This window comes from Nocardia sp. CC213A (assembly GCF_030766805.1).
GTDB lineage: Bacteria > Actinomycetota > Actinomycetes > Mycobacteriales > Mycobacteriaceae > Nocardia > Nocardia otitidiscaviarum.
The window spans coordinates 372049-394474 of the sequence record NZ_JASFXA010000005.1; the positions used below are offsets into that span (position 1 = coordinate 372049).

Here is a 22426-nt window from a genome sequence, read left to right on the forward strand (position 1 = left end):
TTTTTCAACCGGCCTGCGGATATTCGCTGGCATCACGGCCGCTGGGCCACGCCGAGCGTGCATCCGATTCAACGCGCGTTCTCGTCCTCATCTGGCGGTTTGGAAGAAATTCTTCGATTATTTCTGGACGTACCCTCCGCGCTTTTCTCGTCGCAGTCACCGGACAGTCACCAGACACACACAGCACCAGGTAGGTGCGTCGTTCTACGGCTAGTTCGCCGGAGTGATCTGTCTGCGTCGCGAGGTATCGACGGCCTTCCCGGAGATTGTTTGGTGGACTTCTGGAGATTGTTTGGTGGACTTTTGGTGACTGTTTGGAGAGACGGTCCAGATGTTCTTGCCGAGTCGGAATTCATTTTTCGAATCCAGGCAGGAGTTGATCACCATGAGTACTACGAAATCAATGCACCCGGAATCGCGACGAGGTGTTTCCCCGTTGGTTCCGGTGCGCAGCGCATTCCAGCGGATGACTGCTGATCCGGTGCCGTTGAGCGGCGAGGTCGCTGCCCTGTTGGGCGAGCCCACACCAAGTTGGGGGCAGTTGCGGCGGAAGCTGCTCAATTCCCGACTGCCGCTCCGGGCCCAGGAGCAGGTGTGGGTGTGGCTGGTTGGGCGGGCGCGTCGGGAGGATGGGGAGGCGATGCTGGCGTGTGCCGGGCTGGCGCTGCCGATGCTGGGGGCGACCGCGATCCGGTTCACTGGGCGGCACAGCCCCGAACGTCACGAGGCCGAGGCGGTGGTCCTGGCCGCGTTCGTCGACAAAGTCACCTCGGTCGATCTGGACCGTCTCGGGGTGTGGCCTCGGCTGCGGTGGGCGGCCTACACCGCCGCGCGGGCGTGGGCACGCCGCGAGGACCGCATCCCGATCCCAGTGCCCGGATTGTCGGGGGGCGGGGAAGGTGATGCCCAGCGGCAGGTGATGGGCCAGCCCAAGGGGCATCCTGAGCTGCTGGTGCACCAGGCCGTCGCCGAGGGCGTGATTACCGCACAGACAGCGGAATTGATCGCGGCCACCCGCATCGAAGGCCGGTCGTTGTGGGAGGTGGCCGCCGAGATCGGAGAGCCGTATCCGCGCCTGCATCAGCGCCGCCGCCGGGCCGAGCGCCGCCTCGAGATCTGGCTGCGTGATCGGCTGGCCGACCTCGCCGCGGACCGCACCGGCGGCGGCGATACCCAGGCGCTGGACGCGGCGATGCGCGCCCATCCCGGCCCATCGGAGTCGAAGCAGCCGCGAGCGGCGGCTTCTTCCGGGGGCACGGGGACCACTGAGGTCCTTCCGCTCTCGGCTCCAGTGGAGGTGAACCGCCGATGCGCATAACCCGCCCTTGCCAGCCATCGCCCGACCGGGATCGAACCGGTCGGCGCGGTGTCCGACTCGCCCGCGCCCTGGTGTGCGCTCTCGTGCTTGTGGGCACGCTGGCGTATGCGACAGGATCGGCTGCTGCGCAACCGATCTCGAACCTTGCCATCGCGCCCTCGCTCGACGCTGTGCTGACGAATCTGCGTAACTGGCTCGTCGGAATCCTCGCGCTGATCGCGACGGTGTGCTTGACCGTCGGCGGTGCCCGCTACCTCATCTGCGCGGGTGACCCCAGCGAGGTCGAGCGCGCCAAATCGGCGCTGAAGGCCGCCTGCATCGGCTACGCCCTGGCGATGCTGGCCCCGGTCGTGGTCGAGGTCCTCAAGTCGATCGTGGGCGGCTGATCATGACCGCCCGCTCACGTGGCGGTGGACCGCCGAACACCGCGCTCGCGCTGCGCGTGCTGATCCTGCTTGGCGCGATGGTGGCCCTCATAGTGGCCGGGGCAGGCACTGGTGCCGCCGAGCCCACCAGCGATCCCAGCACGCCACCACCCACCCTCACCATCCCGGCCCCTCCCGCCCCAACACCCACACCGCCGACGACCTCCGCCGTACCCGCCCCAACGATACCAGCCTCACCGGGCAGCCCAGGCGAGGACATCGGGCCGGGCTCCGGCGAGAGCAGCGAAGCCGAGTGCGGGATCCGCAACATTCCCGGTTGTGTGGCGAACGCGGTCAACGAGTTCTTCCGCGAGATCGCCGAATCGGCGATCAACCCCCTGCTGACTCTGTTGTCGGAGACCCTCTTGACCACCCCAGATCCGGCCGACTACCCGAGGATCGGGCAGCTGTGGGACAGGTCGTGGCAGCTGGTACTCGCCATGTACGGGCTGTTCGTGATCGGGACGGGCCTTCTGCTCATGGTTCACGAGACCCTGCAAACCCAATGGGGCTTGCGGGAACTGCTGCCTCGGCTACTGGTCGGGTTCGCGGCCGGGGCGATGAGTCTGATCCTCGCCACCCAAGCGATCCGCGTCGCCAACGGGCTGGCGTCCGCGCTGGTCGCCGACGGGGTCGACCCCGAACAAACCCGCGCGGCGTTCCGGTCAATGTTCAATGTCGGCGCGGGCACCGCGACCAACGCCTTCGTCTATTTGATGATGAACGCGCTCGCGGTGGTGCTGGTGGTGCTGCTCATCAGCTACATCATCCGTGTCGCCTTGACCACCGTGCTTGTGATCGCCGCACCGCTGGCGATGATGTGCTATGCGCTGCCCGGCACCGATGGTGTGGCGCGCTGGTGGTGGCGGGCGTTCACCGCGTGCCTGGCGATCCAGGTCCTGCAATCGCTGGTGCTGATCACCGGCCTGCAGGTATGGCTGTCGCCGGGCGGGTGGGGGTTCTTCGGCCCCGACCGCTCCGGGCTGGTCAACGTGCTCGTCGCGATCGCGATGGGCCTGATCCTGATCAAGATCCCGTCCTGGCTGCTGGCCTCGCTCAAACTCGGCCACGGCCGCACCTTGGTCGGGTCGCTGGTGCGTAGTTTCGTGCTCTACAAGGGGATGAGCGCGCTCAAGGGCGTCGACAAGGCCGCCCTCGGGCACCGCCGATCCCCGTCGTCGAAACCGAAGGTTCCGCGCGTCCCGACCCCGAAACCGGCGGCCAGCCCGTACGCGAAAGTCCGCGCGACCAAGAACGGGCAGCTGATGCTGCCGCTGCAGGGAGTCCGGCGCGTCACCCCGCCCGCCGCACCTACCCCGCGTATCCCGGCTGCTTCGACGATTCCGGTAGCCGCACCGCAAGGCCAGCAGTTGATGCTGCCCTTGCCGGCCTTCCACGGCGGGATCAATCTGGGGCCGACGCCGCAGCTGGGCCGAGGCGGCCAATACCAGCTGCCCATTTCCGTCCAGCGGGTGCCGAAACCCGCTGCGGCACCGGTCCCGAGGCCCGCGCCCAGCACTGCTCCCCGCGGCAAGCAGTTGGCCTTCGACTTCACCGCGCCCGCTCCCACTGTCCCGGATCCGTATGCCGGGCTGCGTCCGCTGCGCGGGGGCCAGTACCCGCTGCCGATCGAGGTGCGCCGTTTCCCGACCCCGCCTCGCGCCACTGCGCCGCCGTTGGAGAAGCCGCCCTCGCGGGCGGTGGGGCGGCAGCTGCACCTGCCTATGCCTGATCTGCCCGTCCGCCGTCGTCACCGCCGCACCACTGGAGGTTCGAAATGAATACCGCCCGCATTCCCGCCGACATCGACCGGGCCGACCGGTTGATCGGCCCGTTCACCGCCCGCCAGCTCGTCATCCTGGCCGCCACGGCCCTCGGTCTCTATCTGGCGTGGACCGCCACCCGCGCCGTGGTCTCGCCGCCGGTGTTCATGGCGGGCGCGGTCCCGTTCGGGGCGCTGGTGGCCGCGCTGGTGCTCACCCGCCGCGACGGTCTGTCCGGTGATCAGCTGCTCGCCGCCGCGATCGCCCATCGCCTGCGCCCGCATCGCCTCGTCTCCGCCCCCGAAGGGCTCGCCCCGGCACCACGATGGCTCACCACCCGCGCCACGCGGCGCGCGAAAACCGCTATCGCGCAACCCTTGTCGGCAAACCATGCGCGGCTGCCGCAGAACGTGCATGCTTCCGGTGGGGAGACCGGGATGGTCGACCTCGGCGCCGACGGCCTCGCCGTCATCGCTCTGGCCGGTACCGTCAATCTCGGGCTGCGCACCCCCGACGAGCAGGACGCGCTCGTCGGCCAGCTCGGCGGCTGGCTGCACACGCTGCGCCAGCCCGTGCAGATCCTCGTGCGCGCCACGCGCCTGGACCTGACCGGCCGCATCACCGCGCTGCGCGACAAAGCCGAACACATGTGGCCCGAGCTCGCCGACGCCGCTCGCGCGCACGCCGCCCATCTGGGCGAGCTCGCCGCGACCGAAGACCTGCTACACCGCCAGGTCCTGTTGATCTGGCGTGAACCCGTGGATCCGGCGACGGCCGCGACCGGCACGCTGGCCGGTCCCTCCGCGCGGGCGATCCTTGCCGCGGTGCTGCCGAGCCGTCGCCGCGCCACCCGCGCCGCGAGTGCCGCCGCGCGTCGCGCGGCCGAGGCCCGGCTGCTGCGCCGAATGGGCGAGGCCGCTGAACTGCTGGCCCCGATCGGGATCACGGTGACCGGGCTCGATGACGAGCAGGCCACCGCGATCCTGAGCAGCGCCACCAATCCCGGCTCCCTGGTGCCGCATTCGGCCGACATCGCCACCCCCACCGCCGTCATCACCACCGGCACCGGCGAATTCGCCGACGGTGACGACACCGACGACGAGCACACCCCGGACACCACCTCCACGCCTCGCCGTGCTCGGCTACGCCGCAGGCGTTCTCGGGGTGGGAGTGGGTCGCGGTTCGCGCCGCAGTCGCTGACCGTCGGCGCGCGGCACCTCGGTGTCGGTGAGGATTGGGTTGCGACGCTGGCCGTGACCGGGTATCCGCGTGAGGTCGCCGCGGGATGGCTCGCGCCGCTGCTGACGCACCCGGGACGCGTGGATGTCGCGGTGCATATCGATCCGGTCGACCCGGTCACCGCCGCCACTCGGCTGCGTCGACAGATGGCGCGGTTGCAGTCCACTCGCATGCACGACGCCAGCTACGGCCGCTTTCCCGACGAACAGATCCAGGTCGCTGTCGAGGACGCCGCCGACCTGGCTGCCCGCGTCGCCCGCGGTGAGGGCCGTCTGTTCCGTGTCGGACTGTATGTGAGTGTGCACGCGGCTAGCGAAGCCGAACTGGCCGAGGAAGTCGCGGCCGTGCGCACTCTGGCCGCCAGCCTGTTGATCGACACCTGCCACCTCACCTACCGGGCGATCCCCGCGTGGACAGCGACCCTGCCGTTGGGTGTGGACGTGGTGAAGGTGCGACGCACCTTCGATACCGCTGCGTTGGCTTCGGCGTTCCCGTTCACCTCGCCGCAGCTCCCGGCGACCGATCCGGTCGATGCCCACCGACCCGACGGCGTGCTCTACGGGCGTGACGCCGCCGGAGGTCTGCTGTTCTGGGACCGGTTCTCCGAGGAGATCCACAACCACAACGCGGTCGTGCTCGGCCGCTCCGGTGCGGGCAAGTCGTATCTGGTCAAGACCGAGGTCCTGCGCTCGCTGCATCGCGGGATCGAAGCGCTGGTCATCGACCCGGAAAACGAATACAAACCCCTCGCCGAGGCGGTCTCGGGAACCTACATCGCCCTCGGTGCGGCCGGGGTGCGGCTCAACCCGTTCGACCTCGACATCCATACCCGCGCCGACGGCCGCCGCACCGCCCCTCCCGACGCGCTCACACGCCGGAAGCTGTTCCTGCACAGCGTGATCCGCGTACTGATCGGGGAGCAGTCACCGGCGCAGCGGGCGACGCTGGACACCGCGTTGACCGCCACATACGCCGCCGCCGGGATCACCGAGGACCCGGCCACGTGGACTCGTCCCGCGCCCACGCTGAGCATGCTGGTCGAACAGCTGCAGGCGTGCGGGAGCCGGGTCGGTGACGAGGTGGCCGCCGCGCTGGGGCCGTTCGTGGCCGGTGGCGCGTTCGCCGGGCTGGTCGACGGCCCGACCACGACCGTGCCCGAGGGGCCGTTCGTGGTGTTCTCGATGCAGCAGCTGCCCGATGAGCTGAAAACGTTGGGCACGTTGCTCGCTCTCGATGTGATCTGGCGGCGGGTGTCCAATCCGGCGTTGCGGCGACCGCGTCTGGTGGTGGTCGAGGAAGCCTGGTGGATGCTGCGCCAGGACGCGGGTGGTGAGTTCCTGTTCAAGGCTGCCAAGAGTTTCCGCAAGTACTGGGCGGGCCTGACGATCGCGACCCAGGACGTCGCCGATGTACTGGGCACCGAGATGGGCAAGGCGATCGTCGCCAACGCCACCACCCAGATCCTGCTGCGCCAGGCGCCCCAGGAGATCGACGAAGTCGGCGAAGCATTCGCCCTCTCCGACGGGGAACGCGCCTTCTTGCTCTCGGCCGCACGCGGGCAGGGCCTGCTCGCCACCGGCGTGCACCGCGCGGTATTCGCCTCAGTGGCCTCCGACACCGAGGATGCCCTCATCACCACCAACCCCGCCCACCTCACCACCACCGGCGAGGACACCGACGCCGGCATCGACCTGCTCGACGCCGACGAAGAAGGCCCGCTGCCCCCGCACACCGACGAGGCCAGCGACGGCAGCGAGTTCCGGGCAGACCTCGACACGGACGAGCCCGCCGATGACGTGCTGCTCGATGATCCCGAGGCGGCGTGATGGCAGCCCCGGTCGAGCCGGGCCACGGCGGGCTCGCCGAGCTCCTGCTGCGTCCCGGCCAGGTACTGGCGCGGGTCACCAGTGTGGTGGGCTGGCCGCTCACCGGCCAGCAGCTGTTCACGGCGGCCACCGCCGCCGTGGGTGTGCTCGCCGCGGTGGCGGTGGGTCGGCGGTGGCGACGCGCCCGCCTGGCCGTGACGGCCCGGCAGGTGACGATCCTGTGCCCGCCCACCGTCGATCCGGGCTCGGCCGCCGCATGGTGGGCGCACCTGATCGGGCTGCTGCGCCCGGCCTGGAAGCGGATGCTGTGCGGGCAACCGCACCTGGGATTCGAATACCGCGCCAGCGGGCACGAAGGCATCACCCTCGCGGTCTGGGTACCGGCGGCGATCCCGCCGCACCTCATCGAGCGGGCGGTGCACTCGGCTTGGCCCGGCGCGCGCACCACCACCCTCCACACAGCCGACCCGCCCCTTCCAGCCAGCACCGACGGGCAACGCAGAGCACTCGCCGGTGGGGTGCTGAGGTTGGGGCGCGCCGAAGGGTTTCCCATCCGTAGCGACTACGGCGGCGGGGACCTGGCCCGGGATCTGCTCACCGCCGCCGCTGACCTCGCACCCGGTCACAGCGTGTGCGTACAGATCCTGGCCCGCCCGGTCACCGGCCGCCGTGTCCGCCGCGCGGTCACCGGCCTCCGCCACGACCTGCGCGCCCGTCTTGCCCGCGCCGCATGCGTCCCGCTGCTCGCGCTGCTGGACCTGCTCACCCCCGGCCCACCCACCCGCCGCCACACCTACACCCGAGGCCAGGCCCAGGCCGTGTCCGGGGACCGGTTCAGCCGTCTCGAAGACAGCGCCCAGGCCCGCGCTGCGGTTGCCAAAGCCCGTGGCGGACATTGGGAAACGCTCGTCCGCTACGCCGCTGCGGTCACCGTCGCGGCCACCGCCTCACCCGCCGAGCGGACAGCGGCGCGGACGGTGGCGCGTGGACGCGCGCATGCCCTCGCCGCGGTGTTCGGCTCCTGTGCGGACCACAACTTCTACCGGCGACGCCGCAGCCTGCGCTTGGCCACCGCGATGGCGGGTCGGTGGCTCGGGCGCGGAGATCTGCTGTCGGTACCCGAACTCGCCGGGATCGCCCACCTGCCCCAGGACGCCTCGGTACCCGGCCTGGCCCGCGCCGGAGCCCGCGCCCTGGCCCCAACCACACAGATCCCCACCGGAGGTAAACAGACCAAACCGCTCGGGCTCGCCGACGCCGGGACCGGTGCACGGCCGGTCGCGTTGCGCGTGGCCGACGCACGCCACCACCTGCATGTGCTGGGCGCGACCGGTGTCGGCAAATCCACGCTGCTGGCGCAGCTGATCCTCGACGACGCCGACGCCGGGCGCGCGGTGGTGGTGATCGACCCCAAAGGCGACCTGATCACCGATGTCCTGGCGCGGCTGCCGCGCACGGCGGCTGGGAAAGTGGTGCTCTTCGACGCCGACGCGAAAACGCCTCCGCCGTGTGTGAATCCACTCGACGCCGCACCGGCCGATCTGGATCTGGCCGTGGAGAATATGGCCTCGATCTTCTCGCGCATCTATTCGCGGTGGTGGGGACCGCGCACCGATGATCTGCTGCGGGCGAGCCTGCGCACCCTGTGCGCGCGGCCGGGCACCCCCACCCTGGTCGACCTCGCCCGGCTGCTGTCGGGCAGCACCCATCTCGACACCCTCACCCGTGACGTGAACGATCCCGTGCTGCAAGGGTTCTGGACCGCCTACACCGGCATGTCCGACGCCTCCCGCGCCCAGATCGTCGCCCCACTGCTGAACAAGCTGCGCGCCTTCCTGCTGCGGCCTTTCGTCCGCCAGGCGATCGCGGCCGGCGAGTCCACCGTCGACCTGTCCGACGTACTCGACAACGGCGGCATCTGCCTAGCCCGACTGCCGAAAGGGTCCCTGGGCGAGGACACCACCCGCCTCATGGGCTCGCTGCTGGTCGCCCGCACTTGGCAAGCGACCACTGCCCGCGCTGCCGTGGCGTCCTCGCAGCGTCACGACGCGTCGCTGGTCCTGGACGAAGCACAGAACTTCCTGAACCTGTCCACGCCGGTCGAGGACATGCTCGCCGAAGCCCGCGGGCTGCGGCTATCGCTGGTGCTCGCCCACCAGAACCTCGGCCAGCTCTCGCGCGAACTACGCGACGGCATCTCCGCCAACGCCCGCAACAAGATCATTTTCTCGGCGTCGCCCGAGGACGCCCGCGACCTGTCCCGCCACACCGCGCCGTGGCTGTCCGAACACGACCTGACCCACCTCGACGCCTACCACGCCGCCGCGCGAGTGCTGGTCGCCGGGCAACAAACCCCGCCGTTCACCTTCGCCTCCCGCCCACTGCCCGACCCGATCCCCGGTCGCGCCCGCGAGATCCGCGCCGCCGCGCACACACCACCCTCGGCACACGCGCCCAGCTCGCCGCCAGCACCGACCGTCGAGGCCCCTGTCTCGGGCAGCGACCCTCGCCTGTCCTGACATCCACCACACCCCGTCTGCGCGCTGAAGATGGTGCGTCGCAGCGGTTCTCGACCCCTTCGTGAGGAGATCGCGATGATCCGTCGTCCCACTCGCCAAGCCGGGCTGCGGCCCGCGCGTCGCAGCCCGAACCCCGGCCGTGAGCACGCCCGTCTGGCGGTGTGTCTGACCGGGCGTGACCGCTGGATCCTGCACATGGTCCACGAGCATCGTGTGCTGACCACCACACAGATCTCCGCGCTCGGATTCACCCACCTCGACCTGGCCCGCCGCCGCCTCGCGACCCTGCGCGACTACGGCGTACTCGACCGGTTCCGGCCACTGCGCACCACCGGCAGCGCCCCCTCGCACTGGGTCCTCGCCCCCGGCGGGGCCGCGGTACTCGCCGCCGAAGCCGGCCTCGAGGTCCGCGACCTGCACTACCGGCCCGACCGGGCGCTCGCGATCGCGCACAGCTTGCACCTGGCCCACACCGTCGGCATCGCCGAATGGTTCACCACCCTCACCGCCGCCTCGCTGTACCGCCCAGACACCTCGGTGCTGGCGTGGTGGTCCCAAACCCGCTGCCACGCCCTGTGGGGCGATCTGGCCCGCCCCGACGCCTACGGCCGCTACACCCGCACCGGAGCCACCCTCGACTTCTTCCTCGAATTCGACCTGGGCACCATGGCCTTACCCACGGTCGCGGCGAAGCTCCTCGGCTACGCCGACCTCGCCCGCACCACCGGAATTATCACTCCCATCCTGGTGTGGATTCCGACCGCCGCTCGCGAAGCCGCCGCCCGGAAACTGTTGCACGACACCTGGACCCGGCTTCCCGACCCCGACGCGGTGCCCGTGGCCACGGCTCCGGCCGAGCTGCTCGACCCCGCTGCCGCCCGGCCCAGCCCCGCCGACCGCGTCTGGCTGCCCCTGACCACGAGCACCCGGCGCAGCTTGCACGAGCTGCCCGCCGGGTGGCCGCGCGCCACCACCGCACCAGCAACGGTGCCGGTGCCACCGGCCAGCCGTCACGCGCTGCTGGCGGCACCGCCGCCCACCGCACCCGGACGAGGAGCACGGTGATGTTCGGCAAGGCCCTTGCCGCGGGCAGCGTCGCCGTGGTCTTCACCACGGTGGTCATCGCGGCCACCGTCACCACTCTCGTCGTGGTCGAACACGGTGCGCCACCGGCCCAGACCCCGGGCAGCGGCAGCGCGCCGAGCCCCGAAGCGCACGCCGATATCCCCGAGTCCATGCTCGTGCTCTACCAACGAGCCGTCGGAGTCTGCCCCGGCCTGGACTGGTCGATACTCGCCGGCATCGGCAAGATCGAAACCGACCACGGCCGCTCCCCACTTCCCGGCGTCAGCTCCGGGGAGAACTTCGCGGGCGCGGGCGGACCCATGCAATTCCTGGCTCCGACCTTCGACGGCGTCATCGCCGCCCACCAACTCCCCGCCGGAGGAGCCACCCCACCGTCGCGCTACAACCCCTCCGACGCTGTGCACGCCGCCGCCTACTACCTGTGCGACTCCGGAGCACCCGGCGACATGTACGCCGCGATCTTCGCCTACAACCACGCCGACTGGTACGTGCGTGACGTGCTCGACCAGGCCGCCCGCTACCGCACCACCGTCCCCGAAGGCAGCGGCGACTGCGCCGACACCGCTGACGCGGGCCGTGCTGCAGCTGTCCTCGCCTTCGCGTGCGCGCAGCTGGGGCAACCGTATGTGTGGGGCGGCAACGGCCCCGAGGCCAGCGGCGGCTGGGACTGCTCCGGGCTGACCAAGGCCGCCTTCGCCACCGTCGGGATTCCGCTGCCCCGCGTCGCCCACGACCAGTACTACGCCGGACCGGTCATCAGCGAGGACCAACTGCGCCCCGGCGACCTCGTCTTCTACGGCACCGCCGACAACCTGCACCACGTCGGCCTCTACCTCGGCGGCGGAAAGATGATCAACGCCCCCACCTTCGGAATACCGGTCAGAATTCAGGATTATCGCTATCCGGGAGACGATTTCTTCGGAGCGACCTCGCCCATAAATCAGAATCCGACACCCCGGACTCACGGCTCGGAATAGATCCGACTACGCGCAGCGCAACGCTGCGAGAGTTCGCAACTTCTCATTTCTACTCCTGAAAGGTGACGGCCATGGCGAAACGCAAGAAGACGGTGAGCGCGCTGATGGAATTCGACTACCTGCCGCCGGGCAGCCGCCGCAGCGTCAGCCGGATCGACGACATCGAAATCCCCCTCGCCTCCGCCGCGACCTGCACACACGAGCACACCCTGTGCCCCGAGTGCGCCGAGCAGTGGCAGGCCGAGCACCTGCTCACCGAACGGCTGCCCTGGCAACGCCGCACCGACGACACCGCCGCGTGACAACCACGCCCCGCCCGCGAATTTCGCGTGCCGCTGCGACCGACGCGGAAACGGGCGTGACCACACGAATTCCACGGCGGGGAATTCTCTCATGGCACAAGACAGCCGTCTTGTTTTCCAATCCGCTTGACATCGCGGGCGGCATGGAGCGTCCATGGACGTGGAATCCCCGGCACACCGGCAGCGCACCGGCGGGGTGACCGTCCCGGCCGGGACATGACCACCGAACCGATTCCCGAATTCATTCGGCGATTCCCGCGAGGAGACCGTCATGTCCACCACGTCCACCACCGCGACCGACACCGGCCGCAGCGCCACCGAAGACGTCCTGTGGGCGGCGCTGGCCACCGAACCCGACGCCACCGCCACCGTGCTGGCCAAAACCGCGTCCATCGGGGCCTCCACCGCACGCAAGATCCTCACCCGCTGGGCCACCGAGGGGCTCGTCACCCGCACCCCCGACCCCAACCCCCGCGCCGCCGACCGCTGGACCCGCGCCACCCTCGGCACCGCTGAGGAGAACCCCGCCGACGCCACCCCGATCGAGCAGGCCCCCGCCGACACCGAGACGGCCGACAAAGCCCCGGCCGAACCGCCCACCGACACCACGACCGCCACCGACGACGATCCCGCGCCCGCGCCCGTCGAGGCCGGGGCCGAGGTCGAGGTGGCGGCAGTCAGTGAGGAACCGGAACCTGCGGCGGTTGGTGAGCAGGCGGCTGCCGGGGACGGGGTGTGCCCGACCTGTGGGCGCGGTGGGCGGCGTAGCAGTTCGGGGACGGCGCTGCCGCCGGGGAGCTTGCGGGGCCTGGTCGAGGACTACCTGCGCGATCACCCGGACGAGGAGTTCACCCCGGGCGCGATCGGCAAGGCGCTGACCCGGTCGAGCGGCGCGGTCTACAACGCCTGCTTCAAGCTCACCGAGCTCGGTGTCGCTCACCAGACCTGCGAACAGCCCAAGCGCTTCGCCCTGCACCCCGACCAGAAGCAGTAGCCCTCCTGCGCCTGAACGACCCGCTGACCGGTGCGCACCTTCCTCGCACCGGTCACCGTTCGTTCGCGGGTGGGTGGCCCGTGTGAGAACGCGCGGCGCGACCGCTGCTCAGTGTGTGGAGTTCACGCGTCGAAATCACCTCCGGAGCACGCCCTTTCCGTGAGTGGGAGGAAACCGCCTCCCGTCAGGAAACCGCTTCGCCCCTGCCCTCCGGAGGTTCCCATGCCCACCCGTCCATTCTTCTTCGACCGCGCCGCTGCCGGTGCCCGCCGCCACGGGCGGGCACCGGCGCGGCTGACCGCCGCTGTCACCGCCACGGCCCTGCTGGCCGCCGTTCCGGCCGTCGTCACCGTGACCGCGACCGCCGCCCCGGCCCCCGGCTGCGCGCCCTACACGGCGGTGCTGGTGCCCGGCACCGGCGAAACCAACGCGACCGCCGACCCCGCCCGCCCGGTCGGGCTGCTGGCCCCCATCGGCACCGGCCTGACCGCCCGCTACGGCACCGGCATCGACGTCCGCTTCCTGCCCTACCCGGCCGCGGTGACCCCCTACACCCACTCTCAGCAGGCCGGAGTACAGGCATTGTCGGCGCTGCTGGGCGGTTTGTGCGAGACCACCCGCGTGGTCCTCACCGGCTACTCCCAAGGCGCCGATGTCGCCGGGGAGATCGCCGCCGACATCGGCAACAACCTCGCAGGATTCCCTGCCGCGCGGGTCGCCGCGGTCGCGTTGATCTCCGACCCACACCGTGACCCCGCCACCCCACTACTGGGCGACACCAACGTCGGCGGGCAAGGCGTGGCCGGACCACGCACCCCCGGGTTCGGAGCACTGACCGACCGAGTCCGCACCGTCTGCGCCCCCGGCGACCTGTATTGCTCGACAACCCAGGACTCGCCGGCCTGGTCCGCCCTCGGCCACGCCTTCACCGGCACCCCGAACACCACGACAAGCACCTCGTTCTCCGGCACTGGAATCGACGCCGCGAGCGTGGCCAAGCAGGTCGTGCTCGTCGCCGGTGGTATGGCCGAATTCGCCTCCGGCATACCGATATTGCTCGACAGCCTCGCCCGACTGCCCGGCGCGGTCGCCGCCGGGGACATTCCCACAGCGCACCGGCTCTCCGGCGCGATCAACACCGCCTTCAGCCCGCTGGTGCGGTTGGCCGACGAAGCCGACCTCGCCCTGGTCGCCCGCGCACTCGAACTGGCCGCACCGATGGACACCTCCGGCACCACCGCCATCGCCGCACAAATCGTCGCCATCCTCGCCCGCACCGACATCCAACGAGTCGCCACCAACATTGGAATCGCGCAGGAGATCGCCTGGCGCGCAGCCGAAAAGCTCGCCTTCGGCGACATCCTCGGCGCAGGCATCGAACTCGTCGGCCTGGTACCGGTCGCGGCCGACCTGGCCCTCACCGCAGCAGCGGCGCTGACCGGCACCAGCAGCGGCTCGGGCAGCTCACTGGCCTCCACGCTGACCGCCGACCCCGACACCAGCACCATGCTCGCCGACCTCGCCCGCCAGGGCAGCGACGCCGCCCGCTTCTACACCTCCGGCGTCCACCACACCGGCTACGACACCAGCCTCGCCACCGTGCTCAACTGGCTGACCACCCAGATCGGTCACCAGAAATGAGCGACCGCGATCGACGCGGTTCGGGCTACCCAGCGCTGGTAGCTCGGATCGCGCACTACGCGTCTACGAGCGTGTAACCCTGCTGCCACCGTTCCATGACGGCAAAATCCAATCACCATATGGAACTAACATCCCGTAGTCCACGACACGCGCGACCACGTGTGGATCCAGACATGCCCAGTGACCCCACGCGTGGGCAGATCTGTGCTGCCGATGCATTCCGCCTGATCGTCGGCCCGCGCGGGCCATCGCACAGATCGCCGAAGCCTGCAGGAACTGCCGAAGCAGGGCGCTGGTGTGCGAAGCTTCTCCAGCGCCCCGCCCGAACGGTGCTACGTCAGCAGTTTGGCGCTGCCGGTTTCGGCGCTGCCGGTCGCGATTTCCGCGGATCCGGTGGTCGGGTCGGACGAACCGGAGCTAGCAGAGGATCCGGTGACCGAGGATCCGGTATCGGGCTTGTTCTTGTCGTCGTCGGCGACGGTGTCGGTTCCTTCGGCGCTGCCGCTGACGAGCATGCCGAGAATGTCGATGACTGCCGCCGCTGAGCCGGTGTCAGCGACCGGACCGACCGGGGCCGGTGCGGGGGACAGTTCGGTTGCCGATGCGGTACCGGCAGCGCCGAGTAGCAGGCCGGACGACACAACAATGGCAGCGCTGAACGCGCGAATCGTGCTCACTGGATTTCACTTTCCTCATCAGGATTCACCACGACCGGAATCCCCTTCAACGGCCGCGGCCGGGGTCAGAACCACACCGGCGGTGAATTCCTACCACGCCCACCAGAACTGATCAACACGGACGAGCGAATATCGCTCTGACATCGCATCTTTCGAGTGAGGCGAATCCAATACTTCTTGCCGTGAAGGACTGTGGACCGGCTGTGCAATGTGCTCTAAAACGTGCCACAGCCTTTGGTAACCGTAAGGTCGTCGAAATCCAGTTGTCATATAGATGACGTAAGCCACCGCGCTGCCGGTGACGACGCGAGCGATCGAACCCAGGAGGCGCGGCGACAGGACTCATCAAGTTACCCGCCATTAGCTAACGCGGATTTCTCGGCGTGTACGTGAGATCCGGTGCGCACCAGCTAATTTGCAGTAGACCGCCCGGTTTGTGAGTTGCGTCCGTTTCGGTTACGGTCCCGTTCCACCAATGCCGTCGCGGTTACCGCGCTGGGATTGGTGTTGGATTTTGAATGACAGGGTTTGTGCTGGTGAGTTCTCATCGTCGCCGCGGCGTTTTCTGGCTGCGCGGTTGGATCAAGGTGTTACTGCGGGTCGGCGCGGTGGCGTTGTCGGTGGTATTGGTTGCCACGTTGACGCAGGTGATCGTGTCCGCGCCGAGCGCGGCCGAACCCATTCCGGCGCGGGATGTGCCGTTGCTTGCCTCGGAGGACGGACCGTCGGCGTCGGAGGACACCGATGACGGGCCACCACGTCCGGAGGAAGCCGCGCCGACACCCGACGCCGACTTCCTGCCCCTCGCGGGAGCGGCCGACGCCGTTGGTGGGTCGTCGAGTCCGCGAGAGACCGCGCGAGATGAGAAGTCGGTGACGATCTCCCAAGGGGACGGCACGGGCTCGGTAGTGCTGTCGCAGGCGCCGGTGAGCGTGCCCGACGGCCAGGGCGGTTGGGCCGAGCGCGAGACCCGGGTGGTGGAACGGCCGGATTCCGAGGTCGCCGAATCGGCGGCGGGCACGGTGGAATTCGCGCCGTCGGCCGCCGAGACGGACCTGGTCCGTGTCGACGCGGGTGAATCGGTGGTGACGATGGGGCTTGTCGGTGCCGATACCTCCCAGCGGTCGGTGGTCGACTCGGTGGCGTGGTACCGCGACGTGCTGCCCGGGGTCGACCTGACCTACGAGGTGACCGAGGGCGCGGTCAAGGAACTGCTGTTCGTCAAAACCGCCGACGCGGTCGGCAACGGCCAGTGGACCTTTCACCTCGACACCGGCACGTGGACCCCGTCCACCGACGGGCAGACCGTCGAGATCGCCGATGCGGCCGGGCAGGTCGTGGCGGTGCTGCCGCCGATCACGGTGTGGGACTCGGCCGGCGCCGACGACGACGGCGCCTCGACCGCACGCACCGGCGGCAGCTACACCCTCACCGCCGATGGGGACGCGTGGCTGTTGACCGTGGCTGTCGACCTCGACTGGTTGACCGACCCGGCGCGCGTGTTCCCGGTGGTGGTCGATCCGACCTTCACCTACGGGTTCGGTGGCCAGGTCGAGACCATCGCCTACAAGCAGGGCGCGGCCGGATGCGTGGATACCTGCGGTATCCGCGCGGGCACGAACAAGCCGGTCTTCGGCACCCCCGAGGTGTGGCGCTCGGCGATCCGGTTCGACCTGGCGGCCGTGGCCGGACGCACGATCACCGGTGCGCACATGGACTTGCAGATCACCAGTGCGGACCCGGCCATGTTCCTGGCCGCCCCGGTCACCGTGTCCGAGGCGGTGACCCCGCCCGGATACGACGGGCTCGGTGCGCAACTCGCGACGGCGTCGGTCACCGATACCGGTGTCCTGCAATCGGCCGAATTGACCACCGCGTTGGCCGATCAGGTCGCCGCGGGCGCGACCGAGATGTGGTTCATGCTCACCGGCTCCGAAGCCGGCGCCCACTCCTACAAGGAGTTGCAAGCCAACCTCGTCGTCGAGTTCGCCGACGGCGGCGACCCGGGGACCGGGCCAGAAGCGGTGCTGGTCGCTCCGGCCGATGACGCGATCCTGTCGACGGAGACCCCCACCCTCGAAGTCACCGCGAACGGTGCCACCGACGGCACGAAGTACTGCTTCAAGGTCTCGACCGGTTTCGACGGCCGCACCGGCAGCGTCGCCCAATCCGGGTGTCTGGCCCAGCCGAAATGGACGGTCCCGCGCCACGTGGTCACCGACGGTGGCCGCTACACCTGGACCGTCGACACCATGGCCGAGGGCAGCCAAACGCTGACCCCCGCGACGTGGGTGGGGCACTTCACCATCGATCAACGCCTCGGTGATCCGGGACCGACACCGACCGACACGCTCGGCCCGATCACGGTGAACCTGTTCAACGGCAACGTTCGCTACAACGCTTCCGGCCCGATCTTCTCCGCTCTCGGTGGGCCTGCCGGGGTCACCTTCGCCTACAACTCCCGCGCCCACGGTGTGCCCCGCGGTGTACGGGCGTCGTACTTCAACGATTCCGGCCACGACGGCACCCCGGATGACGTTCCGGTGCTGGTGCGGACCGAGTCGCAGGTCGATCTGCACTGGGGCAACCAATTCGGTGACGAGACCGACCGCGACCCGCTGCCGCCGGGTCTGGTCGACGACTGGTATGTGATCCGGTGGGAGGGCTACTTCGACGCCCCCGCCAGCGGTGATTTCCGCTTCGCCGGAGAACACACCGACGGCGCGAAGATCTGGATCGACGACCAGCTCGTCTACGACAACCCTGACCCGGTTACCACCGTGGTCGGCAGCGGCTTCCTCGACCCGGGCCCCAAACGCGACGACGAAGTGAGTTTGACCGTCGGTCAACGCGTCGCGATCACAGTCGAGCTCTACCACCACTCGCCCAACCCGCCCGCGATGGTGTTGTGGGTCAAGTCCACCCAGGACATGGGCGGCCAACGCCTGCACAATCTGGCCCCGCAACTGGTGTCGGGCCAGTGGCTGTCCCCGTCGGACCCGCCGCCGCTGCCGCCGGGCTGGACCCTGTCGGTCCCGGCCAGCGCCTACAGCCACGCCGCGATGCTCGACGGCGCGGTCGTGCTCACCGACGGCGCGGGCGGCAAACACAGCTGGGCCCGCACCGACGGCGGCTACACCCCACCACCCGGTCGTGACGGCGTCGTCGCCTTCGACAGCCACGGCCGGTTGTCGGTGACCGAGAACGGCGTGGTGTCACTGTTCCACGCCGACGGCAGCCTGGCCGAGGTGTCGAGCGTGCTCGACAGCAAGAAACCCGCGTCGCTGCAGTACCGCTACAGCGGCACCCCGCCACGGCTCACCGAAATCCACGACCCGGTCTCGGGCCGCTCGCACACCCTGCACTACAACACCGACGGCAGCGACAGCTGCTACGGCGGTACACCACTGCCCTCGGGCGCGAATTCCGCACCCGCACATCAGCTGTGCCGCATCACCTACTGGGACGGCACCGAAACACTGCTCTGGTACGTGCTCAACGTCCTGGCCCGGATCGAGAATCCGGGCGCGGCCATGCAGGACTTCAGCTACGTCGACCTGGCGGAGGTGAAAAAGGAGTACAACAAGACCTCCAGCGAGATCAAACGCCGCGAACTGCTCGCCTCGATCGGGCCGATGAGCTTCGCCCGCGGCGCGTTGGGCTACGACTGGGCCGCCACCCAACAGTTCCCCTCACAAACCCTCGCCCACACCACCATCCAATACGCCAAGATCGTCGAAGAACCCGGCATGCCCGCCCGCTGGCGCGCCGCCGCGGTCACCGGCCCCTCCTCCGACGGTGGCTACATGGGCAACCGACCCATCCACCGCTACGGCTACGACCTGGGCAATCGCACCTCCGTGGTCAACGTCGAAGGCACCGGCGACATCAACTCACCACCCGACCGCACCGTAGTCTGGGACGACGCCGGACGCGCCCTGTCTACCACCGACCTCTCCGGCGCAACGATCTACGCGGAGTGGAACGCCAAAGACCAGTCCACCGCCGCGGTCGACGCGGCCGGTCGCCGCTCAACGATCCTCTACGACCACGCCGACCGCCCCACCGACGAATACGGTCCCGCACCCGCCACCTGTTTCAACGGACAGCTACCGACCCCCGCGTGCGCGACCTCCATGCCGCACCGTCACTTCAGCTATGACGAGGGCCTGGTCGGGCTGGAAGCCGCGTTCTACGACAACCCGCACACCGCCGGAGTCCCGGCGCTGTGGCAGACCGGCACCGGAGCCGCCGACGGCGCGCTGTCCGGTGCGTGGGCATCGTCTGCGCCGGTGAGCAATTCCGACGGTTGGTCGGCGCGCTTCACCGGTGAACTCCTATTCCCCGAGGCCGGGGAGTACGGTCTCGGATTCACCGTCACGGACGGAGTCCGGCTCTGGATCGATGACGTCCTATTGGTGGACAGCTGGACCGACAAAGCCAGCACCACGGTCGCAGGCACCTATACGAATCAGACCGCTGGTAGCTGGCATCGCATCCGCGTCGACTACTACAACCGCACCGGCGACAGCGGCGCACTCGACTTCACGTGGACACCACCAGGCACCAGTACATCGGTTGATGTGCCAGGTCAGTACCTCGCGCCCCGGTACGGGCTCGAGACCAGCAAGGTCATCCACGACACTTCCGGCGGAGCGGTCGAACGCGCCCCGTCGATACAGAACGCGACGAGTTACGCGGCCCCGGATGCAGGTGTCGACCCAGTGTATGGACTTGCGGTTTCCTCAACCACCGATCCTGCCGGGATCAATCTCACTGGGTGGCGTGCATACGAGAAGCCCGGTGATGGTTACCTCCGCGAACTGGCAAACGCCACACCGGCGGGGGACATCAGCGATCCTGACAAACGCACGACGACCGTGTACTACGGAGAAAGCGAGACCCGCGCGAACCCGTGCGACTCTTCGGCTCCGGCAGCGAATCAGGCCGGGATGGCTAAAACTGTCACCAGTGCCAAGCCAGCGAACGGCGCAGCGATGGCGGTTGAGTCGGTGTACAACGAGGCCGGTCAAACCGTAGCCACACGGATCGGCGACGGCGACTGGTCGTGCACCACCTACGACGCACGCGGGCGCGTAGTCGAACTGACCCACCCCGCCTTCGGCGGTCAGCCCTCGCGCACGATCACTACCGACTGGGCCGTCAACGGCGACCCGCTGACCCGGCGGGTAAGTGACGAGTCCGGAGCGATCACCACCACGATCGATCTGCTCGGTCAAACGGTCAAGACCGTCGACGTCCACGGTGTGGAAAACGTCGCTACCTACGACCAGGCCGGACGCCTGACTCAGGATGTCACCACCGTCCAGGGCGTCTCCAGCACCCTGACTTACACCTACAACGACGCCTCCCAACTGATCAGCACCGCGCTCGACGGCACTACCCTCGCCACCTCCACCTGGTCACAGGCAGGGGAACTCGCACAAGTGGTGTACGGCAACGGATCCCGACTCGACTCCCTCACCCGCAGTCCCGCCGGCATGCTCACGGCCCTGACCTGGAAGACGTCCGAGTCAACGGTCGTCGACACGGTCACCCGCTCCCAGGACCAACGCGTCACCGACGACGTGGTCACCCTCGACGGCGACACGATCGCCACCTACGCCTACACCTACGACACCGTCGGTCGGCTCGCCGCGGCGTCGGTGCCACACCACGAACTCACCTATGCCTTCGACGGCGAGGGCGGTTGCGGACCCGCCACCAACGCGGGATTGAACACCAACCGCACCAGCGTCACCGACAGTCACGACGGAGCCCCGGCGACGACCACTACATACTGCTACGACCACGCCGACCGCCTGCTGTCCACAAGCGGCGACCTCACCCTGGATTTCGCCTACGACGACCACGGCGACGCCACCACCGTTGGCTCCGACTCCCTCGGCTACGACGCCACCAAACGCCACACCTCCACCACAACAACTGACGGCACCAAGATCGCCTACACCTACGACGCTACCAACCGGCTCACCACCCGCACTGTCACCGGCGCACCCGATGCCGAGGACAATGGCACAACCCACTACGGCTACACCACCGAATCCGACACCGCCGACGTCGTCCTCGACGCCAACGGCAATATGCTGCAACGGCTCATCCCGCTACCCGGCGGTGTGCTGTTGACCAAGAACTACGGCACCCAGGAACCAGGCGCGGTTACAAACTGGTCATATCCAAACCTGCACGGCGATGTCCTGTTCACCTCCGACGGCACCGCCGCCCGCACCTCCGGCATCTATCTCTACGACCCGTACGGGCAGAACATCAACCCCGTCACCGGAGCCATCGAGGACATCCCCATCCCCCAAACCGTCACCGGCGGCATGGATTACGGATACCTTGGGCAGAACCAGCGCCCTGTCGAACACCTCGCCGGACTGCAGGCAATCGAGATGGGCGCCCGCACCTACCTGCCCATCCTTGGCCGCTTCCTGCAGGTCGACTCAGTCGCGGGAGGTTCGGCCAACGCCTACGACTACGTCAGCGCCGACCCCATCAACAACTACGACCTCGCCGGTACCTTCTCCTGGCGAAGCGTCGCCAAGGTTGCCACCAAAGCCGGCGCCGTCGTCTCCTACGTCCCGGGCCCGATCGGCACCGTCGGCGCGGCCGTCGAAGTCACGGGCAACCTTGCCCAGGGCAACGTCAAGGATGCCGCCATCGCCGCAGCCGGCCTCGTCCCCGGCGGCAAACTCATTGGTGCAGCCGCCAAGAACGCGGCAAAGAATGCCCCCGATGTCACCAAAGCCGTCGATGACGCAGTCTGTGCGAATTCCTTTGTACCCACCACCTTGGTAGTGATGGCCGACGGGACAACGAAGCCGATCAGCAAGATCGAAGTCGGGGATCTGGTTGTGGCCACAGATCCTGCCACCAGCCAAACCGGGGTCCAACCTGTCGCTGACGTTATTTCGGGACGTGGCACCAAACATCTCGTCGACATCGCAATTGAGGGATCGCCTAACGTCATCACTGCCACCGCTGGCCACCCATTCTGGGTCGAGAACAAGGGTTGGATTAACGTTGGAGAAATTCAAGTCGGCGATCGCCTTCGTCCACTACCAGATACACAACCTGGGGACGACACTTCCGATCCAATTCTCCTGGTATCGGCCGTGCGCGACCGAGGCACCGTCAGAAACCAAAGCGTTTACAATCTGTCAGTGGGTCGAGTGCATACGTACTACATTGTTGTAGCCAATGCACAGACGCTCGTTCACAACTGCCCGATGTCACCGCCGGGCAGTCGAAAAAATAAGCCATTCACCCCAGCTGGCAAGCAACAAGTTGCTACCGATAACAAAGCAAAATACAATGGCACGAACATCTGCGAGTGGTGCGGAAACCCCGTTACAAAGCCACCGCAGTCGAAGAAGGGCGTCCCAACGGACCCAAACTCATGGCAGGTTGATCACATTGACCCGAAAGCCAACGGAGGATCGGGAACTCCAGAAAACGGCCAGTTACTTTGCGCAAGCTGCAACAATTGGAAGAGCGACAGTGTCTCGTACAATCCGCGGAGCAGCGGGGGGCCACCGTACGCACCAGGGAGGCGAAACGAATGGACCGGAGGCGGTATCGTGATAGCAAACCGACGCGATGATACGATTTGGGATGCCTGATGCATAACGTGAA

Annotated in this window: 13 protein-coding genes; 11 read left to right on the plus strand and 2 right to left on the minus strand. The window is 68.4% G+C overall.

Annotation, left to right across the window (positions count from 1 at the left end; genetic code table 11):
- Positions 1 to 466: 466 nt before the first annotated feature.
- The 10 genes from QJS31_RS12510 (at position 467) to QJS31_RS12555 (ending at position 14090) form a co-directional block, all read left to right on the plus strand.
- Entirely contained in the window at positions 467 to 1318 is an 852-nt protein-coding gene (locus QJS31_RS12510) for a hypothetical protein (protein ID WP_306356761.1), read from the plus strand.
- Between the two features lie 89 nt (positions 1319 to 1407).
- On the plus strand, positions 1408 to 1704 hold the full coding sequence (locus QJS31_RS12515; protein WP_306356762.1) for a pilin: 297 nt from the start codon (positions 1408 to 1410) through the stop codon (positions 1702 to 1704).
- A gap of 320 nt (positions 1705 to 2024) precedes the next feature.
- The gene (locus QJS31_RS12520) at positions 2025 to 3524 is read left to right on the plus strand and encodes a hypothetical protein (RefSeq protein ID WP_306356763.1); all 1500 of its coding nucleotides are present in this window, start codon (positions 2025 to 2027) and stop codon (positions 3522 to 3524) included.
- The gene (locus tag QJS31_RS12525) at positions 3521 to 6571 is read left to right on the plus strand and encodes a PrgI family protein (RefSeq protein WP_306356764.1); all 3051 of its coding nucleotides are present in this window, start codon (positions 3521 to 3523) and stop codon (positions 6569 to 6571) included. Before QJS31_RS12520 ends, QJS31_RS12525 begins: the two co-directional genes overlap by 4 nt.
- A complete protein-coding gene (locus QJS31_RS12530; protein ID WP_306356765.1) occupies positions 6571 to 9090 on the plus strand; it encodes a type IV secretory system conjugative DNA transfer family protein in 2520 nt (839 codons plus the stop codon). The genes QJS31_RS12525 and QJS31_RS12530 overlap by 1 nt, the downstream gene beginning before the upstream one ends.
- A 75-nt stretch (positions 9091 to 9165) precedes the next feature.
- Positions 9166 to 10155 (plus strand): replication-relaxation family protein, encoded by a 990-nt coding sequence (locus QJS31_RS12535; RefSeq protein WP_306356766.1) that lies wholly within the window; start codon positions 9166 to 9168, stop codon positions 10153 to 10155.
- Positions 10155 to 11153 (plus strand): bifunctional lytic transglycosylase/C40 family peptidase, encoded by a 999-nt coding sequence (locus tag QJS31_RS12540; RefSeq protein WP_306356767.1) that lies wholly within the window; start codon positions 10155 to 10157, stop codon positions 11151 to 11153. The genes QJS31_RS12535 and QJS31_RS12540 overlap by 1 nt, the downstream gene beginning before the upstream one ends.
- Before the next feature lie 71 nt (positions 11154 to 11224).
- A complete protein-coding gene (locus tag QJS31_RS12545) occupies positions 11225 to 11455 on the plus strand; it encodes a hypothetical protein (protein ID WP_306356768.1) in 231 nt (76 codons plus the stop codon).
- Between the two features lie 271 nt (positions 11456 to 11726).
- Entirely contained in the window at positions 11727 to 12449 is a 723-nt protein-coding gene (locus QJS31_RS12550; protein WP_306356769.1) for a helix-turn-helix domain-containing protein, read from the plus strand.
- Between the two features lie 222 nt (positions 12450 to 12671).
- Positions 12672 to 14090 (plus strand): cutinase family protein, encoded by a 1419-nt coding sequence (locus QJS31_RS12555; RefSeq protein ID WP_306356770.1) that lies wholly within the window; start codon positions 12672 to 12674, stop codon positions 14088 to 14090.
- 332 nt (positions 14091 to 14422) lie between these two features.
- On the opposite strand, the gene QJS31_RS12560 is transcribed toward QJS31_RS12555, so the two are convergent.
- Together QJS31_RS12560 and QJS31_RS12565 are read right to left on the minus strand one after the other, a co-directional pair.
- Positions 14423 to 14767 (minus strand): hypothetical protein, encoded by a 345-nt coding sequence (locus QJS31_RS12560; RefSeq protein WP_306356771.1) that lies wholly within the window; start codon positions 14765 to 14767, stop codon positions 14423 to 14425.
- A 544-nt stretch (positions 14768 to 15311) separates the two neighbouring features.
- Positions 15312 to 15509, minus strand: a complete 198-nt coding sequence (locus tag QJS31_RS12565) for a hypothetical protein (RefSeq protein ID WP_306356772.1) — start codon at positions 15507 to 15509, stop codon at positions 15312 to 15314.
- A 280-nt stretch (positions 15510 to 15789) separates the two neighbouring features.
- Here QJS31_RS12565 and QJS31_RS12570 point away from each other — a divergent pair, with 280 nt between their 5' ends.
- Positions 15790 to 22413, plus strand: a complete 6624-nt coding sequence (locus tag QJS31_RS12570; RefSeq protein WP_306356773.1) for a PA14 domain-containing protein — start codon at positions 15790 to 15792, stop codon at positions 22411 to 22413.
- Positions 22414 to 22426: the final 13 nt, after the last annotated feature.